The 20841-nt window shown below is 65.7% G+C and carries 18 protein-coding genes; 6 read left to right on the top strand and 12 right to left on the bottom strand.

Features of this window, described 5'->3' with window-relative positions; all coding sequences use genetic code 11:
- Positions 1-2 precede the first annotated feature (2 nt).
- A complete protein-coding gene (locus B9N93_RS19790) occupies positions 3-620 on the top strand; it encodes an SCO family protein (RefSeq protein WP_085215929.1) in 618 nt (205 codons plus the stop codon).
- Between the two features lie 73 nt (positions 621-693).
- On the opposite strand, the gene tig is transcribed toward B9N93_RS19790, so the two are convergent.
- The 5 genes from tig to B9N93_RS19765 are packed head-to-tail and all read right to left on the bottom strand — an operon-like array spanning position 694 to position 5932.
- On the bottom strand, positions 694-2049 hold the full coding sequence (gene tig / locus B9N93_RS19785) for a trigger factor (protein ID WP_085215928.1): 1356 nt from the start codon (positions 2047-2049) through the stop codon (positions 694-696).
- A gap of 24 nt (positions 2050-2073) precedes the next feature.
- Positions 2074-2667: a CBS domain-containing protein gene (locus tag B9N93_RS19780; RefSeq protein WP_085215927.1), complete on the bottom strand. Its 594-nt coding sequence runs from the start codon at positions 2665-2667 to the stop codon at positions 2074-2076.
- A gap of 34 nt (positions 2668-2701) precedes the next feature.
- Positions 2702-3349 (bottom strand): c-type cytochrome, encoded by a 648-nt coding sequence (locus tag B9N93_RS19775; RefSeq protein WP_085215926.1) that lies wholly within the window; start codon positions 3347-3349, stop codon positions 2702-2704.
- A 5-nt stretch (positions 3350-3354) separates the two neighbouring features.
- A complete protein-coding gene (locus B9N93_RS19770; RefSeq protein ID WP_085215925.1) occupies positions 3355-4563 on the bottom strand; it encodes a hypothetical protein in 1209 nt (402 codons plus the stop codon).
- A gap of 13 nt (positions 4564-4576) precedes the next feature.
- Complete coding sequence (locus tag B9N93_RS19765; protein ID WP_085215924.1) at positions 4577-5932, bottom strand: c-type cytochrome; 1356 nt, start codon at positions 5930-5932, stop codon at positions 4577-4579.
- Positions 5933-6102: 170 nt separating this feature from the next.
- Here B9N93_RS19765 and B9N93_RS25765 point away from each other — a divergent pair, with 170 nt between their 5' ends.
- Positions 6103-6264, top strand: a complete 162-nt coding sequence (locus tag B9N93_RS25765) for a hypothetical protein (protein ID WP_176225342.1) — start codon at positions 6103-6105, stop codon at positions 6262-6264.
- Positions 6265-6443: 179 nt separating this feature from the next.
- Positions 6444-6701 carry a hypothetical protein gene (locus B9N93_RS19760; RefSeq protein WP_085215923.1) on the top strand — a complete coding sequence of 86 codons (258 nt, stop codon included), beginning with the start codon at positions 6444-6446 and terminating at the stop codon, positions 6699-6701.
- 344 nt (positions 6702-7045) lie between these two features.
- On the opposite strand, the gene B9N93_RS19755 is transcribed toward B9N93_RS19760, so the two are convergent.
- The 7 genes from B9N93_RS19755 to B9N93_RS19725 all read right to left on the bottom strand — a co-directional run bounded on the left by B9N93_RS19755 (position 7046) and on the right by B9N93_RS19725 (position 15757).
- Positions 7046-8509, bottom strand: a complete 1464-nt coding sequence (locus B9N93_RS19755; RefSeq protein ID WP_085215922.1) for an efflux transporter outer membrane subunit — start codon at positions 8507-8509, stop codon at positions 7046-7048.
- On the bottom strand, positions 8506-9474 hold the full coding sequence (locus B9N93_RS19750; protein ID WP_085215921.1) for an efflux RND transporter periplasmic adaptor subunit: 969 nt from the start codon (positions 9472-9474) through the stop codon (positions 8506-8508). The genes B9N93_RS19755 and B9N93_RS19750 overlap by 4 nt, the downstream gene beginning before the upstream one ends.
- Positions 9475-9517: 43 nt before the next feature.
- The gene (locus B9N93_RS19745) at positions 9518-10234 is read right to left on the bottom strand and encodes an ABC transporter ATP-binding protein (RefSeq protein ID WP_085215920.1); all 717 of its coding nucleotides are present in this window, start codon (positions 10232-10234) and stop codon (positions 9518-9520) included.
- Between the two features lie 4 nt (positions 10235-10238).
- Positions 10239-11399, bottom strand: coding sequence for an ABC transporter permease (locus B9N93_RS19740; RefSeq protein ID WP_085215919.1), 1161 nt, complete (start codon positions 11397-11399; stop codon positions 10239-10241).
- The gene (locus tag B9N93_RS19735; protein ID WP_085215918.1) at positions 11396-12040 is read right to left on the bottom strand and encodes a CerR family C-terminal domain-containing protein; all 645 of its coding nucleotides are present in this window, start codon (positions 12038-12040) and stop codon (positions 11396-11398) included. The genes B9N93_RS19740 and B9N93_RS19735 overlap by 4 nt, the downstream gene beginning before the upstream one ends.
- Positions 12041-12156: 116 nt before the next feature.
- A complete protein-coding gene (locus tag B9N93_RS19730; protein WP_085215917.1) occupies positions 12157-14955 on the bottom strand; it encodes an alkaline phosphatase family protein in 2799 nt (932 codons plus the stop codon).
- Between the two features lie 64 nt (positions 14956-15019).
- On the bottom strand, positions 15020-15757 hold the full coding sequence (locus tag B9N93_RS19725) for a PEP-CTERM sorting domain-containing protein (RefSeq protein WP_176225341.1): 738 nt from the start codon (positions 15755-15757) through the stop codon (positions 15020-15022).
- A 247-nt stretch (positions 15758-16004) separates the two neighbouring features.
- On the opposite strand from B9N93_RS19725, the gene B9N93_RS19720 reads away from it, so the two are divergent.
- The 3 genes from B9N93_RS19720 to B9N93_RS19710 all read left to right on the top strand — a co-directional run bounded on the left by B9N93_RS19720 (position 16005) and on the right by B9N93_RS19710 (position 20619).
- Complete coding sequence (locus B9N93_RS19720) at positions 16005-16724, top strand: 4'-phosphopantetheinyl transferase family protein (protein ID WP_085215915.1); 720 nt, start codon at positions 16005-16007, stop codon at positions 16722-16724.
- A 64-nt stretch (positions 16725-16788) separates the two neighbouring features.
- Positions 16789-18747, top strand: a complete 1959-nt coding sequence (locus B9N93_RS19715; RefSeq protein WP_085215914.1) for a GumC family protein — start codon at positions 16789-16791, stop codon at positions 18745-18747.
- Between the two features lie 60 nt (positions 18748-18807).
- A complete protein-coding gene (locus tag B9N93_RS19710) occupies positions 18808-20619 on the top strand; it encodes an ABC transporter ATP-binding protein (RefSeq protein ID WP_085215913.1) in 1812 nt (603 codons plus the stop codon).
- Positions 20620-20841 lie beyond the last annotated feature (222 nt).

Genomic DNA, 20841 nt, shown 5'->3' with positions numbered 1-20841 from the left:
TCGTGGCGTCCTCGTCCAATTCCAGGTCGGCGCGGGGGTGGCTGGTGTTGTGCGCCTGCCTCGCTATCGCGGCGGGCCTGTCCCGTTGCCAGCCGCCCCAGGGTGCCTTGCCGGAGTTGCGCTCGGGGGTGTTGCTACCCCGGCCCCGTCCACTGGACCCGGCGGGTTTGGTCCTGGACGACGGTGCGCCCTTGGCGGATTTCCTGGGGCGGGGGTGGTGGACCGTGGTTTTCACCGGCTATACCCATTGTCCCGATGCCTGTCCCACCACCCTGGCCCAGTTGGCGCGGGCGCGGTCCCTGCCGGGGGCCGGAGGGGTTCGGGTCTTGTTCCTCTCGGTCGATCCGGGGCGCGACACGCCCGAGCGCCTGGGTCTTTATGTCCGCCACTTCGATCCCGGTTTCCGTGCCGCCACCGGCCCCGCCGGGCGGGTGGCGGCGTTCGTGGCCGGGCTGGGCGCGGCTTTCCAACAGGTCGGGGACGGCGGGAACTACCGGGTCGATCATTCCACGGCCTTGATCCTGGTCGATCCCTTGGGCAGGTTGGCGGGTTATCTGACGCCGCCGTTCACGCCGGAAACCCTCGCCGCCGACCTCGGCGCGGTGGCGGCGATGCCGTAGCCGGGGCGGGCCGAAAAAAAAGCGGCGAAGCCAGCTTCGCCGCGAGTGGGGAGCATCATACCAACGATTTTTTCTAGGCCGGGCTTGGCTCCGGTCGCCAAGCCCGCATGAATTCGCCGAAACTCACCGGCACGTCCACCACCTGGGCGCGTTCCAACACCCAATCGACCACCCGGTCCTCCAGCAGGGCCGATTCCAATTCCGCCATCATCCCCGCGTTGCCGCGCAGCCGGGCCGCGGCCTCGGCGGGGTCGGCGCATTCGGCGGCGATGGTCGCCACCAAGCCGTCCAGCGCTTCCGGTTCCGCCTTGAGTCCATGCTCGGCCACGATACGGGCCAGGATCAGCCCCAGGGCCACATGGTGGCGGGCGCGGTCCCCGACCAGCAGCGCGACGAGTTCCCCGTCCTCTTCTTCCTGGCGGCCTTCGGCGCGGAGTTGGGCGCGGGCCTCCTCCAACAGGCGCTGGGTCTCGGCCTCGACCCTGGATTTGGGCAGGGGGATGGGATGGACCTCGCGCAGGGTTTCCAGCACCCGCTGCTTGACCAGGGCGTGGCAGTTCGCCAGGGCTTCGGCCTCCATGGTGGCGCGGGTTTCCGCCCGCAGCGCGGCGAGGCCGTCGGCATGGCCGAGTTTCCGGGCGAAGGCGTCGTCCAATGCGGGCAAGCGGGGTTCTTCCACCGAACCAAGGTGCAAGGTGAAACGCACTTCCCGCCCGGCCAGGTGGTCCTTTTCGTAATCTGCGGGGAAGCCGATCAACAGGTCCACGAATTCCCCGGCGCGGGCGCCTTCGATCTGGCGGGCGAACTCGTCCTGCACCCCTGCGCCGAACGCCCCGCCCTGGACCTTGGCCCCCAGCACCAGCGGGATGCGGCGGATTTCACGCAGGGGTTCGTGGTCCATATGGCCTTGCAGGTCGAACAGCACCCGGTCGCCGCGTTGGGCTGGGCGGTCGGTGGGCAGCCATTCCAGATGCAGGCGGCGCAGCGCCTCCAGCATCGCATCGACATCGGTTTCGGCGATGTCCACCACCTGCCGTTCGATTTTGAGGGTTTCCGGCGGCACCAGGGCGAAGTCGGGGTAGACCTCGAAAGTGGCGACGAAGGTCGGTTCCGGGGCGTCCGCCGGGGCGGCCAGCATCGTTTCGCGCAGTTCGATGACTGGCACGCCGACCGGCTGGAGGCGGGCTTCGCGGGCGGCTTCGTGGAAAGCCTCGGTCAGCAGATCGCCGATGACCTCCTGTCGGAGTTGGGGACCGAATTGGCGTTCCACCACGGCCAACGGGGCGCGGCCCGGACGGAAACCGTCGAGTTGGGCCCGGCCCGCGCAGTCCCGCAGCCGCCGCTTCACCTCGGCGTAGATGCGTTGGGCGGGGATGGCGAAGCTCATGCGGCGTTCAAGGCCGTCTAATTCTTCGAGCGTGATGTTCAAGGGATTGTCTCCGGGGTTGGGGGTTCAGGCGGGGCTGGCCGTTTCCAGGGCCGCGATGGCCGCGAACAGCCGGTCGATATCGAAGGTCCGCAGCGGCAGGCCCAGTTGGCGGGCGATCTGGGTGATGGAGAACATCCCGCACACCGAGCCCCCATCGGTTTCGGCGACCAGGGCGTGATGGCGGCGGGCTTGGCGCAGGCTGGCGACGATGTGGCCGACCTGGGCGGCGCGGACTTGCGCCAGGTCCAGGGTTTCCACCTCGGCCAGCCCGGTCATGATGTCGCCGACCCGGATATCGGCGTGGGTGCCGCCCATGCATCGCAGATGGCGCAGGGGTTTTTCGCCCAGGATATCGTTGGCGGTGAGCAATCCGGCTAGGCGGTCCTGGTCATCCAGGACCAACAGCAGTCGTATCCCGTGGCGGATCATCTTGGCGTTGGCCTGATCCATCGGGGTGTTGATCCAGGCCGTGATGGCCGGCACCTGGCGCAGGTCGGTCATCGCCGATAGCGCCGGGCTGTCCAGGCCGAGGCGCTCGGGCAATTCCTGGCACGGACGGGCGATGGCGGACCCTGGGTCCAGGATGCGGGCAGGCAAGGGCGGGAACTTGCTGTTCATGGTGGGGAGGCTCCTCTGCTGGGGCACGACGGGTTCAGCGGCCGAAATAACCGGCCAGCGCCTGGATTTCGGCGGCGGTGAGTTCGCGGGCGACCACGCCCATGCCGTGGTTGATGTCGTTGGCGCGGCCACCGTCCTTGAACCGGGTCAGGGTGGCGACGAAGTAGGCGCGATTCTGGCCGGTGATGGCGGGTAGCGCTTCCCAGCCCTGGCCGTCCGCGCCGTGGCAGGCTTCGCAGGGCGGGACCAGCCGGGTCCGGTCGCCGCGTAGCAGGGCGGGCGGGGCGGTGGATTCGCGGGCCGGGCCGGGCCGGGGCAGGCCGCCCAGCCAGGCCGCAATATCGGCCATGGCCGCTGTGTCCAGGGTGGAAGCCATCGCCGCCATGGTCGCGGCCTCGCCGCCGCCGACCCGACCAGCCTTGAAGTCCAGCAGCATCTTGTAGAGGTACAGCGGCCTTTGTCCGGCCAGCACCGGCCATTCACGGCGCTCGGCGACCCCGGCCTCGCCATGGCAGCCACCGCAGCCGCCGTCGGCATAGTGTTGACGGCCCCGGTCGGGATCGCCCTGGGGCTTGGCGGCGAGGGCGGCATCCCAGGCGGGGACGCCGAGCGCCTCGGCGGCGGCGGGTGGCGCGGCGAAGGCCAGCCAGCCCCACAGCGGGGCGATATAGAGCAGTTTCATGGGGTTCATCCTTGACGTAGCAGGGTGAGGAATCCGAACAGGAAATATTGGGCGATCCAGACCCCCAGCGCCGCCACCGCCCAGGTGCCCAGGCGGGCCACCCTGGGCGAGGCGGTATAGGGCGTGGCCGCTTTCCCCGCCTCCCAGGACAGGGCCACGGAGAACGCCACCGCCGGTCCCCCCAGGGCGGCGAAGCTGAGGAAGAACAAGCCCGCCCCGTAGCCATCGACATGCACGGCATAGGTGGCGAGGTCGTAGCCGTGGGCACCGCCCAGGATGGCGAGACGCAAGGCTTCGCGTCCGCAGGCGATGGCGAGCAGGGCGGCGGTGGCGATGGCGAAGGGCCGGTAATCCCCGCCCCCGGCCTTGAACAGCAGCGGACAGACCGCCAGGGTCAGGGTCGCGACCAGGGCCAGCACCGACCATAACGAGGCCGCGAAGCCCTGGGCGGTGCTGGGCAGGGAGGACATCCAGGCGCTATAGAACAGCAGGGCCAGCAAGCCGCCGCCACTCATCAGGCGCGAACCCAACTGGCCCAGCCAGCGGGTGTAGTCGCGGTCTTCGCCGGGACGCTGGTTCAGATAGCGTTCGCAGCCCCACAGCCAAGCCCCCGTCACCGGCACGGCCAGCACCACGAAATACAGGAAGCGGACGGCGCTCCAGGCGTGCAGCCCGGAGCCCGAGGGATCGATATGGCCTTCCGGCGCGTACCAGGCCCGCCATTGCTCGGGCCGGAGCATCTGGCTGGCGAGGGCGTGCATGATGAAGCCCGCCAGCAGCAGCAGGCCCAGGGTCAGGGCCAGCGCCCAGCGGTTGCCGCCCCCATCGCCGTCGCGGTGGAAATAGCGCAGGTACAAGGACCAGTACGCCACGATCAAGATCACGATGAAGCCCATCGCCCACCGCGCCGACAGCACGTTCGAGACATACCAAAACGGATCGTAGAGGGTTTGCACGAACAGCAAGGGGGCCACGCCCAGCACGATGGCGATGGAAATCGCCACCTTGGCGGTGTCCAGCATGGCGGAGGACAAGCGCCGCCAGCGCGGTGCTTTGCGGAATGCGCCCAACAGGCTGAGGGTGGCGCTGCCCAGCATGATATGGACCGCCAGCATGTGCAGCGCCCAGGTCAGGACCAACAAGACCAGGAACACGGTGGGATGGCCCGGCAAGCCGAGTGGGCTACGCAGGGCGTAGAGGGTTTGTATATCCATGGGTGCGAATTTCCTAGGGATTGAGCGCCTGCCACACCGGCAGGCCGGCCAGGAACAGGGCGAGGGCGCGGGCTTCCGGGGCGGTGAGCGGGATGCGCGGCATGTTGATCATGTTGCCGGTGGCCAGCGCCCCCTTCAGGAAGTCCTCGATGCGCCCGGCGTCGCGGACCCCGCCGAACATCGCCGCCAAGGGCCGCGGTCCAGAATCCCCCAGCCCGTGGCAGTTCGAGCAATAGGCCAGGGCCAGGGCTTGGCCCGCCTCCAAGGGGTTGCCAGGCGTCACCGTCCGCAAAGGTTCCGGCACGAAGGGATGCAGGGCCAGCAAGCCCCGCGCCTGTAGCCGGGGCAGTTCCGAGGCTACCCCGAGTCCCGGCACGGCGCGGGCCACGATCTGGTTGGCGTAGACGAACTGCCCGGCCACATAGGGTTTGCGCATCGATTCGCGGGCGCGTTCCTCGGGCCAGATGCCGAACACCAGCAGTCCCGCCATCATCCCGGCGGCCAGGGAGGGCCGCAGCCAGTCGGGCCGGGCCAGCAAGCAGGCGAAATAAGCCACGATGGCGACCAGGATGGCCCACATCGTCGGCACGAAGTAACCCGGCAAGCGGGTCTTGAGCAGGACATGGGCGCTTTCCGGCAGGGTCGCCAAGCCCCATTGGAAACAGACCGAACCCAGGACCGCCGCCGGGATGCCGAGCCGGGACAGCTTGCCGATCATCTCGGCGCGGAAGGCCGTGTCCTCGATGCGGGAGGCGATCAAGCCTCCGGCCAGGGCCGCCGCCATCAGCATGAAGCAGGTGCGGCTGGCGATCTGGGCGAAGGTGTAGGGACCGTAGAAGCCGTCCAGGCTCGATCCGGTCTCGAACCAGGCCGGTTGCCCCGGCCACAGCATGAACGACAGGATGCCGACGATCACCAGCAGGGTGGCCCAGGACGCCAGCCCGAAAATCCAGGCGATGCGGAGATAGCTCTGCCGGTCCACCCGCCCCGCCAGATAGACCATCAGGTAGATGCCCACCACCTCCACCACGAAGAACACCCATTCCGTGGCCCAGTACCACACATAGGTGTGGATCAAGGCGCCCAGCCCGCGCGGGCTGGCCACCGTGGCCGAGAACCAGATGCCGGGTCCGGTGATGGAACCCAGCACATAGGAAAACACCAGCAGGAACACGCCGTAGCGGCGCACGTATTCCAACAGTTCCGGGCGGTCGCGGCGCACGGCCACGGTCGCCAGCCAAGTGGTCACCAGCGCCGCTCCGACCGAGGTGTGCGAGGCCAGTACATGGATGACGGCGATCACGCCCAATACCCAACCGCTGCCCAAGGTGGGTTCGTACCAAGTGGGATAAAGCCCGAGCATCTCCATCCAAGGGACTCCTTCAAGGGTTTGTTGCCGACCGGCGCGACCGGGCGGATATACCCATGAATCGGCCATCAATCTTTTTTTGAAAACCACGCCAGGCGCTGCGGATAGGGTATTTATATCCCTGCTTGGCCGAGCCAGGTTATCCTGTCATGGTTGCGCGTCGAAGGTAAATGCGGCAAAAAGACGCAGGACAATTTGCCGCGCCGTCCCCGGCTAAAAACAATGCTTTTATTCTGCGGAAATTTTTTTATTTTTCTTTTAAAAACAAATATTTATTTATGATAAAGGTGGCCATGCCAGGGCTTGATCCGTTTTCTGATAATCTGTCTTAATATGCCAAACCCTGATCGGGAAAAGGCAATATGTCCGGTTTCAGGTCTATATTTTATCGGCCATTATAAAAACGCCCGGAAACCGGACGCCCCGTCGCGGGGTAGACCGGAAACCGGACGCGGTGCCGGGGCTATGTCTCCCCTTGTTTGATTTACCCAGAATGACCCGAGGCAACTTGATGAATACCAGCTTGCAACTCAACGCCGGGGACGATCCCCATACCCATATCAATGGCAAAGGCCGCGAGGAACCCCTGCACTGGCCGTCCAGCCGCTACTTCCAAATCCATTTCGAGCAGATTCATTTGGCGATGGCCGAGATGCGCCAGGAATTGGAGTTGCTGCGGCGGGAACTGGCGGACACACGGCGGCGTGCGGGAGCTTGCCCGCGCTGTGGCCGCGGTGGCACGTCCTACACCAGCCGCAACCTGAGTTGATTCCATAGGAAAAACGGCGCGATGACCGAACTACAGAGACTGGAAGATACTGGCGTTCGCCCTCGCCTCCGGGATGCTGGCGGTGGGCTATGGCGGGAAGGGCGGGCCTGGTCGGATGCGGCCCTCTCGCCACCGGGCCGGTCTTGCTGGCGGGGTTTTGTTGGGATGGATGTCTAGAGCATTTTCGGTTTGGGTGTACGGTGCCCAGCGTAGGGTGGGCATGGACTCATGCCCGCCCTTTCCGGGCCGTCGGGGTGGGCACGGAATACGCGCCTACCCTACAGAAAACATGAAAATGCGTTATCAAAGCGTTGATGGGGACGCAGCCCTCCGCGGTGTTTCCGCTATTGCGCCGAGGCTTGTTCCGTCCCGGCGCGGTCGGGTTCCGCCACTTGCCAGCCTCCGCCCAAAGCCTTGTACAAAGCCACCAAGCCGGTCGAAACCTGGGCCTGGCTGGCGACCAGGCTGCTTTCCGCCGTATACAGCGCCCGCTGGGTTTCCAGCACATCCAGGAAGGTCGTCAAACCGCGCTCGTAGCGCTCCTCCGCCAGATTCATCGCCAAACGGCTGGCTTCGACCGCTTCGGCCAAATCGGCCCGGCGGCGCTGTTCTTCCGTGTAGGCGGCGAGGGCGTCTTCCACTTCCTTGAAGGCGTTCAGCACCGTGCTTTGATAGCTCAGGAAAGCTTGCTGGTGCTGGGCTTGTTTGCTGTCGATATTGGCCTGGATGCGCCCCCAGTTGAAGATGGGCAGGCTTATCGAGGAGGCCATGGACCAGGATTTGCCGATGGGCGTGAAATCGGTGATGTGGGTGTTCTGGATGCCGATGAAGGCCGAGAGATTGACCTTGGGGTAGAGATCGGAAATGGCGACCCCGACCTGGGCGTTGGCCGCCGCCAATTGCCGTTCGCTTTTGCGGATATCCGGGCGGCGGCGCAACAGCTCCGAGGGTAGGTCGGCCACCAGGCCGGGCGCGGCGTTGGGCACTTGTGCCGCCGCGCCCGGTAGTTCGGCCAGTTCGGCGGGGGCTTTGCCCAGCAGCACGGCCAGGGCGTGCAGGGCTTGCTTCAGGCCGGTGGCGTACACCGGCAATTGGGCGCGGGTGGTGGCGACCTGGGCTTCCTGCTGCGAAACCTCCAAACCCGTGGCGAGCCCGGCCCGTTCGCGGGCGCGGGTCAATGCCAAGGTGTCGGTCTGGGCGCGGAGGTTGTCCTGGGTGATGGCGATTTGGCGCTGGTTGGCGCGGACCTCGATGTATTGCCGGGCCACCTCGCCCAGCAAGGACACCACCACGGCGCGGCGATTTTCTTCCTCGGCGTCGAGCGAGGCTTCGGCGGCCTCGAAGGCGCGTTGCACCCCGCCGAAGAAATCCAATTCCCATTCGGCGTCGAAGCCGGTCTGGAAGATGTTGACGATCTGCTTGCCCACCCCCAGGCCGCTCCCCGCCGCGCTGCCCGAACTGCCCGAGCCGCCGCTGCTGGAGAAGTTGTTGAGTCGGCGGCTGGTGCTGTTGTGGGCGTCCAGGCTGGGCAGGGCGCCGGCGATGACGGCATGGCCCTGGGCGCGGGCGTCGGCGATGCGAGTGGTGGTTTGCTTGAGGTCGAGGTTTTCGGCCAGGGCTTGCCGGATCAGCCGGTCCAGCACCGGGTCGTTGAACGCCTTCCACCATTCGGTGGCGGGCGCGGTGGTTTGGGCGGTGGCTTCGCGCCAGTGGGACGGCGTGGGCGTCTTGGGCCGTTGGTAATCGGGACCGACCGTGCAACCGGCCAGCACGCCCACTAGCAACAGGGACAGGCGGCGCGGGTTCATGGCTGGGCTCCGGGCGGGGTGGGCGCCGCGCTTGCGTCGGGCGCTTCGATGAACACGTCCAATTGCTGGCCGACATAGGCCGGAAGCTGGCCGCGGTCGAAACTGTAGAGCGCTTGCAGCACGCGGGTATCGACCCGCTCGGTGCTGTCCCCGGTGAGGGAGCGCTTGGGCACCACATAGGGTTCGACATAGGCCAGGGTCAAGGGGGCGCTGAAGCGGCGGTTGCCGCGCAGGAAGGCCACCGCCTTGCCACCGGGCCGGAAGCGCCAGGCGTCGTTCTCGTCGATATCGACCCGGACATGGGGATGGTCCAGGTTGCCCATCACCAACAATGGCGTGCTGTTTACCCCGGCCTGGGCGAATTCGCCGGGCCGCAGATTGATTTGCAACACTTCGCCCGCCATCGGCGCCCGGACCACGAGGCGGTCCATGAAGGTCTTGACGGCATCCAATTGCGCTTCGGCCTGGGTGACCTGGGCCTTGGCGCTGTCCAACCGGGCTTTGGCGATGAGCAGGGCGTTGCGGCGGCGGTCCAGTTCCTCGGTGCTGATGGCGCGGCGGTCGGTGACGGCTTCGGCCAGGTTGAGCAACGTCTTGGCGTCGGTCACGGAAGCAGCGGCTTCGGCCACCCCGGCCTGGGCGCGGACCAGGTCGGCGCGGCGGATGGCGAGTTCGGCCTGGGGTTCGCGGTCGTCCAAGACGAACAGTACCGCGCCCGCCTCGATCCTATCGCCGACCTTCACGGTCAGGGTCTTGACGATGCCGGGCAGGGGCGTGCCGATTTCCAGGTTGCGGGTGCGGGCCTCGACGATGCCGGAACCGGCGATGAAGTGGGGGAAGGGCGCTTGGGCCGGTTCCGACACGGGTTGGGCGACGGCCTGGGGCTGGTTGCCGTGGACCGCCGAGTACACGCCGAACAGGAAGCCGGCCAGGGCGAGGCTGGGGAGGAAGGATTTGGGGAGCATACTGCCTCCGGGGCAGGGGTTTTTGTTCAGTTCAGGGGGAGGGTTATCCGTGTTTGGGCGTTTCGATCTCGAGGATCCGCCCGTCGTCCATATGCGCCATGCGGTCGGCGAACTCGAAGATGCGGGCGTCGTGGGTCACGATCACCAGCACCTTGTGGGCGTCCAGGGCGACTTCCCGCAGCAGTTCCATCACCGTGTGGCCGGTCTGGTGGTCGAGGGCGCTGGTGGGTTCGTCGCAGACGATGAGGCGCGGGTTGTGGACCAGGGCGCGGGCGATGGCGACCCGCTGTTGTTGCCCACCCGATAACTGCGCGGGCAGGGAACGCAGGCGCTCGCCCAGGCCCACCCGTTGCAGCACCGCCGCGGCCCGGCGTTCGGCTTCCTGGCGCGGCACGCCGTTGATGATGAGGGGGATGGCGGCGTTCTCGGTGGCGGTCAGCGACGGCAGCAGGTTATAGGCCTGGAACACGAAGCCGATGTTCTCGGCCCGGAATTTCAGCTTGCGCTTTTGCGGCAGGTGGGCCAAATCCTGGCCGAACACCTCGCACACGCCTGCGCTTTGGTCGAGTATCCCGGCGATGATCGAAATCAAGGTGGTCTTGCCGCAGCCGGACGGACCCACCAGCATCATCAATTCGCCTTGGTGGATGTCGAGATCGATCCCGCGCAGGGCCGTGAATTTCTGTCCGCCGGTGTCGTAGGTCTTGACCACGCTTTGGCAGCGCACGGCCAGCGGGGCGGTTGGGAGGTTCGGAGTCATGGCTTCACCCTTTGAATACGGTCGCCGGTTCCAGCTTGATCACCTTGCGGATGCTGATGAGGGCGGCGAACACACAGATCAATGTCACCCCCACCCCGCTGAACACCAGCAATTGCCAGGGGAATTTGAAAGCCAGGATGGTGTTGCGCATGGACCAGCCGAACAGCGAGGTCAGCCCCACGCCCAGCCCGTAGCCGGTGCAACCCACCAAGCCCGCTTGCAGCAGGATCATCCCCAACAGCGTGCCATTGCTGGCCCCCATGGCTTTCAGCACGCCGAACTGGCGCAGGTTTTCCAGGGTGAAGCTGTAGAAGGTCTGGCCCGCGATGGCCGCGCCCACGATGAAGCCCAAGGCCACCGACATGCCGAAATTGATCGGGATGCCGGTGTTCTGCATGAAGTAATCCACGGTGAGTTTCTTGAAGCCTTCCTGGGAATAGGCGGCGAGCCCGGTGTCGTCCTGGATGCGCTGGATCAAGGTGGGAATATCGGTGCCGGGCTTGGCCTTGACCAGCACGAAGGACAGGAGTTTGCGCTCCCTGGGGGCGTAGGTCGTGGCCCTTGAATAGGTGGTGTAGACCACCGGCTGGGATTGGAAGGTGCGCGTCACCTTGGCCAGTCCCACCACGATGGCGCGGCGGTCGTTGAGTTCCAGGGTGTCGCCGACTTTGAGCGGGACGGGTTGGCCGCCGGGGGTGGCGGGCGGTTTCGCCAGCTTTTCCCTGGCCCCGTCGATGTCCACGATGACACCATCGCTGCGGCGCAGGTCTTCGAGCCGGCCTTCCAGCATTTCGGGCGGGCCGCCGATCAGGGTGGCGTCGTCCAGGCCGATCACGTTGCAGGTCTGGAAATTGCCATTCGACAGCCGGGCCTTGATTAAGCCCTTGTACAAGGGCATGGCCCATTCCACCCCGGAAATCCCGCGCACCCGGTAGAGTTCGGTGTCCTGCAAGGGCTTGATGTCGTCCACGAACTGCACCTTGCGGTCCATCACCCAGATATCGGGTAGCCCCAGGTCGGTGATGAAGCTGTAGGATCGCGCCATCAGCCCCACGAAGATGGCGGGTTGCTGGGTCATGATGAGGGAGGCGAAGGTCAGGCCCATGACGATGCCGAGGTATTTGCCGCGGTCGCCCATCAGCATTTTCAGCGCGATGTAGTTCATGTCTGGCTCCCGGCGGCGAGCTGCCTGAGTGCCGCCAATGTGTAGCGGGTGATGAAATCGGCGGTCTCGGCGATGGCTTCGGGGGAGCCGATGACTTCCGGGTAGAGCCTATCGACCAGCGAGCGCGAATGCTGGTAGACCAGGCATTGGCCCATGATGGCGAAGATGCAACGGGCGATATCGGGGTCGCGCCAGCCGGGGCCGAGCAGGTCCGGCAGGATTTCGCGGAGGTTTTGGATGCGGGGGCGCAGGATCGTGTCGATGATATGGTCCAGGGCCGGGGTGGGGTCGGCGATTTCGCGGGCGATCAAGCGGCCATGGCTGCCGAGCAGGCTGTCGTCGGTGAGCCGGAGCAGCAGGGCGCGGATGAAAAACCCGAGCCGCTCTTCCTGGGACAGGCTGGTATCGAAGGCCAAATCCTGTGGATAGCGGCGGTCGCCTTCCTGGAAGGCCAGGGCCAGGACGCTGCGGTAGAGGGCTTCCTTGCCGCCGAAGTAATAATTGACCGAGGCGGGATTGACGCCCGCCCTGGCACAGATGTCCCGCACCGTGGCATCGCGGAAGCCGCGTTCGCCGAAGGTTTCCAGGGCGGCTTGCAGCAGGCGGTCGCGGGTTTGCTCGTTGTCTTGGGGTTCGTTCATTGGAGTGTTCAAACGGTTGTTTAAATCTATCGTATTAAACGGTTGTTTGAACGTCAAGCGGAATTTTCCTGGATTTCCACGAGCCGCGTGGGAACCCGGATCGCCCGTGTGGCGGGTCAGGCCATTCGCTGCCGATGCAAAGCCGGATCGACCACCCCGGCCATGGCCGCGAGGTCCAGCCCGCCGCCCAGGAAGCGGTTGATCCTGGCGGCGGTGGCGACGGGTTCGTCCAGCGCGGTCCGGTAATCCACCGCCAACACCCTCACCCGTTCGGGATGCGCCGCCAGCATCGTCCGCACCTGATCCACCTGCTTGAGATAGGCCGTCGCCAGTTGCCGCTCCGAGAGGTTCCCACCGGTTTTGCCCAGCTTGGTCAGCATCGCCGCCTGCGAGGCCACGATTTCCTGGAGGGGCCGCTCCATGAACACGATGCGGTAGCTGTGGCCCATGGGCAGGTGGGGTAGCAGGGGCGCGACGATTTTGACCGCCTGGCCTTGGGCCGCGTCGAGCCAGCCGGTGTCGGTGTCGCGGCCCAGCCGTTTCACCGCTTCCAATTCCAGGTAGCCGCGTGGATTGTTCGCGTCGGCGGCGCGTTCGCCATCGGTGAGGAGGGGAAGCCCGCCCGCTGCCAACATTTGCATCATCATCGAAGTACCCGAACGCGGCAGTCCCGACACCACCACGATTGCGCCGTCCAGTGCGGGCAAGGCACCGGGGGTGGAGAGCGCCGCCACCGAGGCGGTTTTCAACAGGTCCAGGTCCAGTTTCACATCGGCGTCTTCCGGCAAGCCCAGCCCGGCCTTGAAGGCGGCGATGCGCTGCCGCGCGGCGCGGGCCAGCGCCCGGTGTTCCGAGGCCTTGCCCAGTTTCCCGCGGTGCCGGTACAGCCCGGCCAGCAGGCGGTGGGCGGCGGGGAAGACCGGATTCTGGGCCAGGGCGGTGTTGAGTTCCGCGATGGCCTCGTCCTCGCGGCCCAGGCGGCGCAGCGCGATGGCGCACAGGCAATGGGCCAGGGGATTGTGGTAGATCAGCCCGATGGCGGCCAGGGCCGAATCTAGCGCCGCTTGCGGACGTTTCAGGGACAGGTGGACCCGGCACAGCCCAAGCTGGGCCTGGGCGTTGACGGGATCGATGGCGAGGATGTCCCGCAGCTTGGTTTCCGCCTCGTTCCAGCGGCGCAGGGCCATCAGCGCTTCGGCCTGGTGCTGGAACAGGCTGGGGCGGTTGTGGACCTGGACTTCCGTCGCCTGGGCGAAGGCTTGGAGCGCCGCCGCGTGGTCGCCTTCCGCCGCCAGCACCCGGCCCTGCAGGAAGGCGAAGGCGTGGCGGTTCACCCCGGCTTGTTTACGCCATTGGTTGAGTTGGCGCTGCTCGTCTTCCTTGAGGTCTGCGGGCTGCTTGTCCTTCCAGGCCTCGCCGAGCTTTTGCAGTGTTTCCAGCGCGGTTTTGGCGTAGCGTTCCTTTTCCCGTTGGAGGCGCTCCAGGGTGGCGCGGGCCGGGGCGGCATGGTCCAGCCGTAGCTGGCATTCCAGCAAATGCACGCCGAACCGGCTTTCGTCGGGCCATTGGTCCCACAATTCGCGATATAAGGCCATGGCCTCGGGTAGATGCTGGCTGTCCTGGTAGTCCCGCGCCAAGTTGTAGCGCAGTTCCTTCACCGTCTGCGCGGCGGCTCGTGCCAGGTCCGCGCCGGGTGGGTCGATATAGCCCAGTTCCACCAATTGCTTGAGCGCCTCGGCTTGGTCCACCGGGTCGGCCTGCATCCCTGGGGGGTGTAGGCCCGCCTCGCCCGGCACCGCGTCCCAACTGGGGAGGTAATCGACCGTGGGCGGCTCCGCGAAGGCGTTCAACAACGGCTTGCCGTCCATGTCGCGGCCCAGCGGCAGGCCGTAGAGGGCCAAAATGGTCGGGGTCACGTCCAGCAGGCTGGCGCCGAACAGCAGTTCGTCCCGCTTCAAATCCGGTCCCCGCATGGCGATGATGCCGAAATGGCGGTGTTCGTCGGCGGGTCCGGCGGGTTCGTTGGGAAGCTCCCTGGGGCGCAGGTGGTCGGGGTGGAAACCGTGGTCGGACACGATGATGACGGTGGTATCGTCCCCGGCCAGTGCCAGGTAGGCGCCCAGCATCAGGTCGTGGAAGCGGTAGCCGCTGTTCACCACGTCCTGGTATAGCTCGAAATCCTCCGGCTTGATCCAATCCAGCCGGGGCGGATGGTATTTCATGAAACCGTGGCAGAAATGGTCGATGCCGTCGAAATATACCGCCATGAAATCCCAAGGCTCCAATTGCATGAGGGCGGTGGCGGCGGCGTGGATGCCGGCGTTCTCGGCAAGGGTCTTGGCGATGGCGTAGAGCCGCCGGTCCTGGTGTTGGTCGATCCTGGGCGCCTGGGGCACGAACAGCCGCAGCATATCGCCGTCCAGTTCCTCGGGGTGGATGCGGAATTCGGCCAGGGCCTCGGCGAGGCGCGGCGGATGGACGGTGCCGGGCCGCATCGGCCAGGCTTGGTCCAGGGGTGCGGTGGCTTGCTGGAAATGGTTGGAGACCATGACACCCGAGATCGGCTCCGCCGGATGCGAGGGCCACCAGCCCACCACGTTGGAGCGCAGGCCGTTCTGTTGGAGGATGTTCCATAGCGCCTTGGTTTTCCGTCCCAGGTTGGTGACGGGGCGGATGCCGCCGGTTTGGGGGTCCGGCTCGGAAAAGCCGTGGATGCCGTGTTTGTGGGCGCGCTTGCCGGTGGCGATGGAGGTCCACAGCATGGGCGAGAGGACCGGGTACAGGGTGGAGAGGTTGCCCATCACGCCCTGGCCGACGATTTTTTCCAGGTTGGGCATTTGCCCCGTGTCCATGAGCGGGGTGATGACTTTCCAATCGGCGGCGTCCCAGCCGAGCAGGAGGACTTTTGGGGCCATGGCATGGACTCGATGGAACAAGGTCGGCCCGGCTCGCGCCGGGCTGTCGGGGGGAGGCTGGGGTTCAGGCGGCCAAGGGCATGGCCTGTTTGCGCCTGCGCCAAGCCCTGAGGCCGCCCGCGCCCATACCGAGCAGGGCCAGGGACAGGCTGCCGGGTTCGGGGACGGCGCAACTGGTGCCGCCCGGCCCGCTGGTTTCGCCCACGCAGATGGCGGCGTAGGGGGTGTCGTTATAGGCCCACTGGCTGATGGTGAATTCTTGGCTGGATAGGGAGATGGTCATTTCGGCCCAGCCATAGAAATAATCGATCCCATCGGTGAAGCTGAAGCCGAAATAGCCCGGCACGTCCGCGCTGAAACCTTGGGGAGCGGTCCCCAGGTTCCCGGAACTCGTTACAAAGTGGAAGGTATACCCAAAGCCGCCCGCATAGCCGGATGCTAAGACGCTGCTGTTGCCCACCTTGAAGCCTAGCGGCAGGTTCGCGATCCCAAATGGGTTGCCCGGTCCTGTTTGGGCCACAAAGCCGCTGCCGTTCAATCCCGAGCTGAAGATGACCAGCCCGGATCGCAGGCAACCACAACCCGTGGAAAATGAAAGCCCGAATTCGTTGCCATTGCCGTTCGCGCTATCCACATCCCAGAACACGGGGGTTGACTCGGTGGGCGCGGGCGAGCTGATGGGGGTGTTGAAATAAATGACGCCGGCCGCCGCCCCGGTAGGAAGCAAGGCGAGGGAGCCGGCGGCGAGGGCGATCTTATCGCCATAGCGGGTGCTGGGTATGGATGGGGTGGGCTGTGGCATCGGCGTAATCCTTGGAACGTGTGGTGGTAGGAAGCGGATTGATCGTTTTATTGGGGCGGGAATTAGGGGGCGATATAATGAAGCAGAAACCATTCCAGGGTATATCAATCAATTAATTATCTCAATATCGGGGTAGACTGTAAAAAACACAAGAATCCTGCCGGGGCGGGATTGGTTTCCGATGGCCTGGACGGTGTGTGCCGGGTTGGAATGGCCCGCACTTGAATCCTAATTCCACAGGACATCCATGCTGATATTGGATGACGCCACCTTACATATCTGGCGGCACGATTTCGCCACCGTTTCCCGCTGGGTTCCCGAGCCGGAAGCTTGCCTCGCCCCCGACGAACACGCGCGCGCCGCCCGGCTGCGCTCGCCCGAAGGCCGCGCCGCCTTCGTCTGGACCCGTGCCCATCTGCGGGTGTTGCTGGGGGCTTATTTGGGGTGCGGGCCGTTGGATATCGCGTTCGAGCCAGGTGCCTACGGCAAGCCCCGGCTGGCCGGGAGCGCGGAGGACCGGGGGTTGGTGTTCAATGTTTCCCATACCGGCGGGGCCGCCGCGTTGGCCTTCGCCCGCGATACGGCCTTGGGCGTGGATATCGAGGCCGGGCGCCCGCACCGCGATTTGGAGCGCTTGGCGGCGTTTTGCCTGGCCCCCGCCGAACTGGCGGTCTGGCAGGGACTCGCCCCGGACGCCCGTCCCGCCGCCTTCACCCGGCTGTGGGTGTGCAAAGAGGCGTTCGTCAAGGCCACGGGCCGCGGCCTGGCCTTGGGCTTGACCCAGGTGGTGGTCGATCCGGTCTTGGACCGCTACGGGGGCGTCCCGGCGGACTATGGCCCGGCGCGGGATTGGCGGCTGAACACCTGGGAATCCATGGGCTACCGCATGGCCCTGGCCTATCGCGGGCCGGAGCGGACCCTCCGGTTTTTCGATTGCGCGGTGGATGGGCCGGGGTCCGGCTTGTAAGCTGCGTCGCAGGCCGGGTAAGGTAAATCCCGGAACCCCACCCCATCGCTGCCCAGGAAGCCCCATGCCAGCCTCACCGCCCAATATCGAATTCTTCCCCAATCCACCCTTGATCGAACCGCCCCAGCCGCCCAACCGCCGCCGCCCCTGGCTGTTCGGCGGCGTGTTCGTGGTCTCGCTCGCGGCCAGCCTGGGCTATGTCTGGTCGCGGGAGCCGGTGTACCAAAGCACCGCCTCGGTGCTGACCGTCGCGCCCAACGCCATCGACGAAACCTCCAGGATCGATGTCCAGCAAATCGCCGTGCAGCGCCAGACCTTGCTGGATGTCGCCCTGTTGCAGGCGGCTTTGGAGCGCCTGCGCCAAGCCGCGCCCGACCTCAAGTTGGGCTTGGACGAAGTGCGCGGGATGCTCCAAGTGGAGCCGGTGGCCGATACCAATGTGCTGCGGCTCAGCGCCCAGGGCGCGAAACCCGAAATCTTGGCCCCGGTCGTCAACGCCTGGCTGGAAGCCTATGGCGCGTTCCGCGAGCAAGCCCTGCGCGAACAGAAGACCCAGACCTCCTCGGTGCTGGACGAGGAGGCCCAGCGCCTCGCCGAGCAGATCGCGGCCAAGCACCGCCAATTGGACCAATTCCGCGCCAAGCACGGCATCCTGTCCAAGAACGACGCCGAGAACCAAGCCATCGCCCGCCTCAACGGCCTGACCGCCGCCCTCAACAAGGCCAGCGACGAGGAAGTCCAGACCCAGGCCAAGCTCGATGCCGTGCAGGCCGCCATCGCCAAGGGCGAGCCGGTGGTGCCGCCCCGCGACGAGGCCGGGCTGGCGCAATTGCAGTTCAGCGCCCACCTCCTGCGCGAGCAAGTCAAGGATTTGGAGCGCAAATACACCCCGCAATACATCAAGATGCAGGCCAATCTCAAGGTCATCCCGGAGCAATTGGCCCAGGCCGAAGCCGATATCCGCAAGATGGTCGAGCGGGGTCGCGACGAAGCTTTGAGCGAGGCCAAGCAGGCTTATGTTTCGGCGGCGCAATCGGTGCGGGCCATCCGCAAACAGATCGAGGAACATAAGGCGGAGGTGAGCGAATTCACCGCCCGCTTCGCCGAGCAGGAGGCTTTGGAAGAGGAGGTCAAGCGCCTGGAGGAAGTTTACCGCGACACCCAGGCCCGGCTGGCCCAGGTCGCGGCCAAGCCCACCGACAAGCTGCCGCGCTATCAGGTGGTGGAGCGGGCCTATACGCCGGTCAAGCCGCTGTGGCCGGATTATGCGCGGGATAGCGGTATCGCTTTCGCCGGGAGCTTGGGGACGGCGCTGCTGGTGCTGTTGATCTACGACTTCCTGACCCGCCGCGAGAAACCCGCCGCCGCCGCCCCGCTGACGATGCCGAATATCAATGTGTATTCGGTGCCGGAGAACCTGATGCTGCAACGCCAAGGCCCGCCGCCCGCGCCGGCCTTGGGCCGGGCCGAGGCCGAGCGGACCCTGGCCTTGGAAAGCCCGTTCCCGCGGGAGTTGGAACTGGCCGAGGTGGCTTTGCTGTTCGAGGCCGCCGATACCGGGGCGCGGCAATTGCTGGGTTTGTTGCTTGCGGGGGTGGGGCTGGAAGAAGCCGCCGCGCTGGGACCGGAGGCCGTGGATATGGCGGGCGACCGGCTCAGGCTGGACGGGGCCGCGCCACGGGAACTGCCCTTGGCCCCGCGCCTCAAGGCCGAATTGGCGGAAACCCAAGGTCGGCCTGCCTGGTATGCCGAAACCCCGCCCGACCCGGAGGATTTGGCGGCGCATATCGCCTTCGCGGCGGCGGATGCGGGGCTTCCCGCGCCCGAGACCGTGGACGCCCAGGTGTTGCGGCATACCTATATCGTGTACTTGGTGCGGCGGGGTATCCGTTTGGCCGATCTGGAAAAGGTGGTCGGCAAGCTGCCGTTGAAATCGGCGGCGGCCTATGCCCGTTATTCGCCGCCGGGGCAGGGGCTCAGGGCCGATGCCGTGCCTTTGGTTTATCCCGCCTTGTTGGATTGAGGCTTGATCCTTAGCCCGGATTCCACTCCGGCTACGTTTTGCACAGGAGGACGAAAAGCGATGACAGCCCCGCGTGGCGATGTCGAACCCCTGGATTGGGCCTATATCCGGGGTGTGGTCAAGGAGCATGGGCGTGGTTTGATCTTCGCCAATTTGGTCGCCATCGTCGCGGCTTTGGCGGCGGTGCCGGTGCCTTTGTTGATGCCTTTGTTGGTGGACGAGGTCTTGCTTGGCAAGCCCGGCCTCTGCGTTTACTGGATGGACCGGCTGTTTCCCGAGGAGTGGCATGGCCCGACCCTCTATATCACCGCCATCTTGGGCGCGACCTTGCTGTTGCGTCTGGTCGCGGCCCTGTTCAACGTCCTGCAATCGCGCCAATTCAGCCTGATCGGCAAGGACATCGTGTTCCGTATCCGCCACCGCTTGATTGGCCGGTTGCGGCGCATTTCCATGGCCGAATACGAGAGCCTCGGCAGTGGCGCGGTGGTCACCCACCTCGTCACCGACCTCGATACCCTCGATACCTTCGTCGGCGGGGCGATTTCGCGTTTCGTGGTGGCTTTGTTGGCTTTGTGCGGCACCGCCGCCGTGCTGATGTGGATGCATTGGCGGCTGGCCTTGTTCATCCTGCTGTTGAATCCGGTGGTGATCTTCTTCGCCCAGGCCATGGGCAAGCGGGTCAAGCGCCTCAAGCGCGAGGAGAACGAGGCCATCGGCGTCTTCCAGTCGGCCCTCACCGAAACCCTGGACGCCATCCACCAAATCCGCGCCAGCAACCGCGAACATCACTACCTGGAACGCTTGATCGCCGCCGCCCGCACGGTGCGGGAAACCTCCGCCGCCTATGTCTGGAAGAGCGATGTCGCCAGCCGTTTGAGCTTCCTGGTGTTCCAGGCCGGGTTCGACCTGTTCCGGGGGCTGGCTTTGTTCATGGTGGTGTATTCGGACCTTTCGGTCGGGCAGATGATGGCGGTGTCGGGCTATCTCTGGTTCATGATGTCGCCGGTGCAGGAAATCCTGGGGCTGCAATACGCGCTGTTCGGGGCCAAGGCCGCGCTGGAACGGCTGGACCGCCTGCAAGGCTTGCAGCACGAGCCGGAATATCCCCGCCTCGCCAATCCCTTCCAAGGCAAGGACACGGTGGGCCTGCGGATTCGCGGTTTGCGCTTCGCCTATCCCAACGGCGCGGAGGTGTTGAAGGGCATCGACATGGATATCGCGCCGGGCCAGAAAATCGCCTTGATCGGGGCCAGCGGTGGCGGCAAATCGACCTTGGTGCAGGTCTTGATCGGGCTGTATCCGGCGACCGGGGGGCGGATTTTCTACGACGGCGAGCCTATCGAGCGCATCGGCATGGACGTGGTGCGCGAGCATGTGGTGACGGTGTTGCAGCATCCGGTGCTGTTCAACGACACGGTGCGGGCCAATCTCACCCTGGGGCGCGATGCCGACGACGCGGCGCTATGGCGGGCCTTGGCAATCGCCCAGTTGCGGGACACCATCGAGGCCGCGCCCGCCGGTTTGGATACCGTGGTGGGGCGGGCCGGGATGCGTTTGTCGGGCGGGCAGCGCCAACGCCTCGCCATCGCCCGGATGGTGCTGGCCGATCCCAAGGTGGTGATTCTGGACGAGGCGACTTCGGCGGTGGACAACGTGACCGAGGCCCGTTTATACGACGCCCTGGACGAATTCCTGCAACACCGCACCACCTTGATCGTGGCCCACCGGCTCAGCGCCATCCGCCATGCGGATCGGATGTTCGTGTTCGAGGAGGGAAGGATCGCGGAGGAGGGGAGCCATGAGGCGTTGATGGCAAGGAATGGGGTCTATGCGCGGTTGTATGGAGCGCGGCGGAAGGTGGTGCCGTTCTAAGGCCCGGTGGGCCGGATAGGGGTGCGGCGGTTTCCGGCGGGGCTATCCGTCCGCCAAGCCTATTTCTCCCATCGACGATTAAGCGCATCATAGGGACGGGCGGATTTTCGCCTATTCGAACAGGAAGCGAACCATGAACGCGCAGATGAAGGGCAACAGCCCGAGAAAGGAAAGCAAAGGTAAACCCAAACGCAAACCCAAGCCCACCAAGATCGCGGGGTA

Origin of the sequence: Methylomagnum ishizawai (assembly GCF_900155475.1) — a bacterium.
Taxonomy (GTDB): domain Bacteria; phylum Pseudomonadota; class Gammaproteobacteria; order Methylococcales; family Methylococcaceae; genus Methylomagnum; species Methylomagnum ishizawai_A.
Note: the sequence above shows the minus strand (reverse complement) of the source record. Positions and strands in the feature narration are given on the sequence as shown.

Excerpts from the sequence above, each read along its gene's own strand:
- B9N93_RS19780 (WP_085215927.1), bottom strand. The coding sequence starts at position 2,667 with ATGAACAGCAAGTTCCCGCCCTTGCCTGCCCGCATCCTGGACCCAGGG.
- B9N93_RS19775 (WP_085215926.1), bottom strand. The coding sequence starts at position 3,349 with ATGAAACTGCTCTATATCGCCCCGCTGTGGGGCTGGCTGGCCTTCGCC.
- B9N93_RS19770 (WP_085215925.1), bottom strand. The coding sequence starts at position 4,563 with ATGGATATACAAACCCTCTACGCCCTGCGTAGCCCACTCGGCTTGCCG.
- B9N93_RS19765 (WP_085215924.1), bottom strand. The coding sequence starts at position 5,932 with ATGGAGATGCTCGGGCTTTATCCCACTTGGTACGAACCCACCTTGGGC.
- B9N93_RS25765 (WP_176225342.1), top strand. The coding sequence starts at position 6,103 with ATGCGGCAAAAAGACGCAGGACAATTTGCCGCGCCGTCCCCGGCTAAA.
- B9N93_RS19760 (WP_085215923.1), top strand. The coding sequence starts at position 6,444 with ATGAATACCAGCTTGCAACTCAACGCCGGGGACGATCCCCATACCCAT.
- B9N93_RS19755 (WP_085215922.1), bottom strand. The coding sequence starts at position 8,509 with ATGAACCCGCGCCGCCTGTCCCTGTTGCTAGTGGGCGTGCTGGCCGGT.
- B9N93_RS19750 (WP_085215921.1), bottom strand. The coding sequence starts at position 9,474 with ATGCTCCCCAAATCCTTCCTCCCCAGCCTCGCCCTGGCCGGCTTCCTG.
- B9N93_RS19745 (WP_085215920.1), bottom strand. The coding sequence starts at position 10,234 with ATGACTCCGAACCTCCCAACCGCCCCGCTGGCCGTGCGCTGCCAAAGC.
- B9N93_RS19740 (WP_085215919.1), bottom strand. The coding sequence starts at position 11,399 with ATGAACTACATCGCGCTGAAAATGCTGATGGGCGACCGCGGCAAATAC.
- B9N93_RS19735 (WP_085215918.1), bottom strand. The coding sequence starts at position 12,040 with ATGAACGAACCCCAAGACAACGAGCAAACCCGCGACCGCCTGCTGCAA.
- B9N93_RS19730 (WP_085215917.1), bottom strand. The coding sequence starts at position 14,955 with ATGGCCCCAAAAGTCCTCCTGCTCGGCTGGGACGCCGCCGATTGGAAA.
- B9N93_RS19725 (WP_176225341.1), bottom strand. The coding sequence starts at position 15,757 with ATGCCACAGCCCACCCCATCCATACCCAGCACCCGCTATGGCGATAAG.
- B9N93_RS19720 (WP_085215915.1), top strand. The coding sequence starts at position 16,005 with ATGCTGATATTGGATGACGCCACCTTACATATCTGGCGGCACGATTTC.
- B9N93_RS19715 (WP_085215914.1), top strand. The coding sequence starts at position 16,789 with ATGCCAGCCTCACCGCCCAATATCGAATTCTTCCCCAATCCACCCTTG.
- B9N93_RS19710 (WP_085215913.1), top strand. The coding sequence starts at position 18,808 with ATGACAGCCCCGCGTGGCGATGTCGAACCCCTGGATTGGGCCTATATC.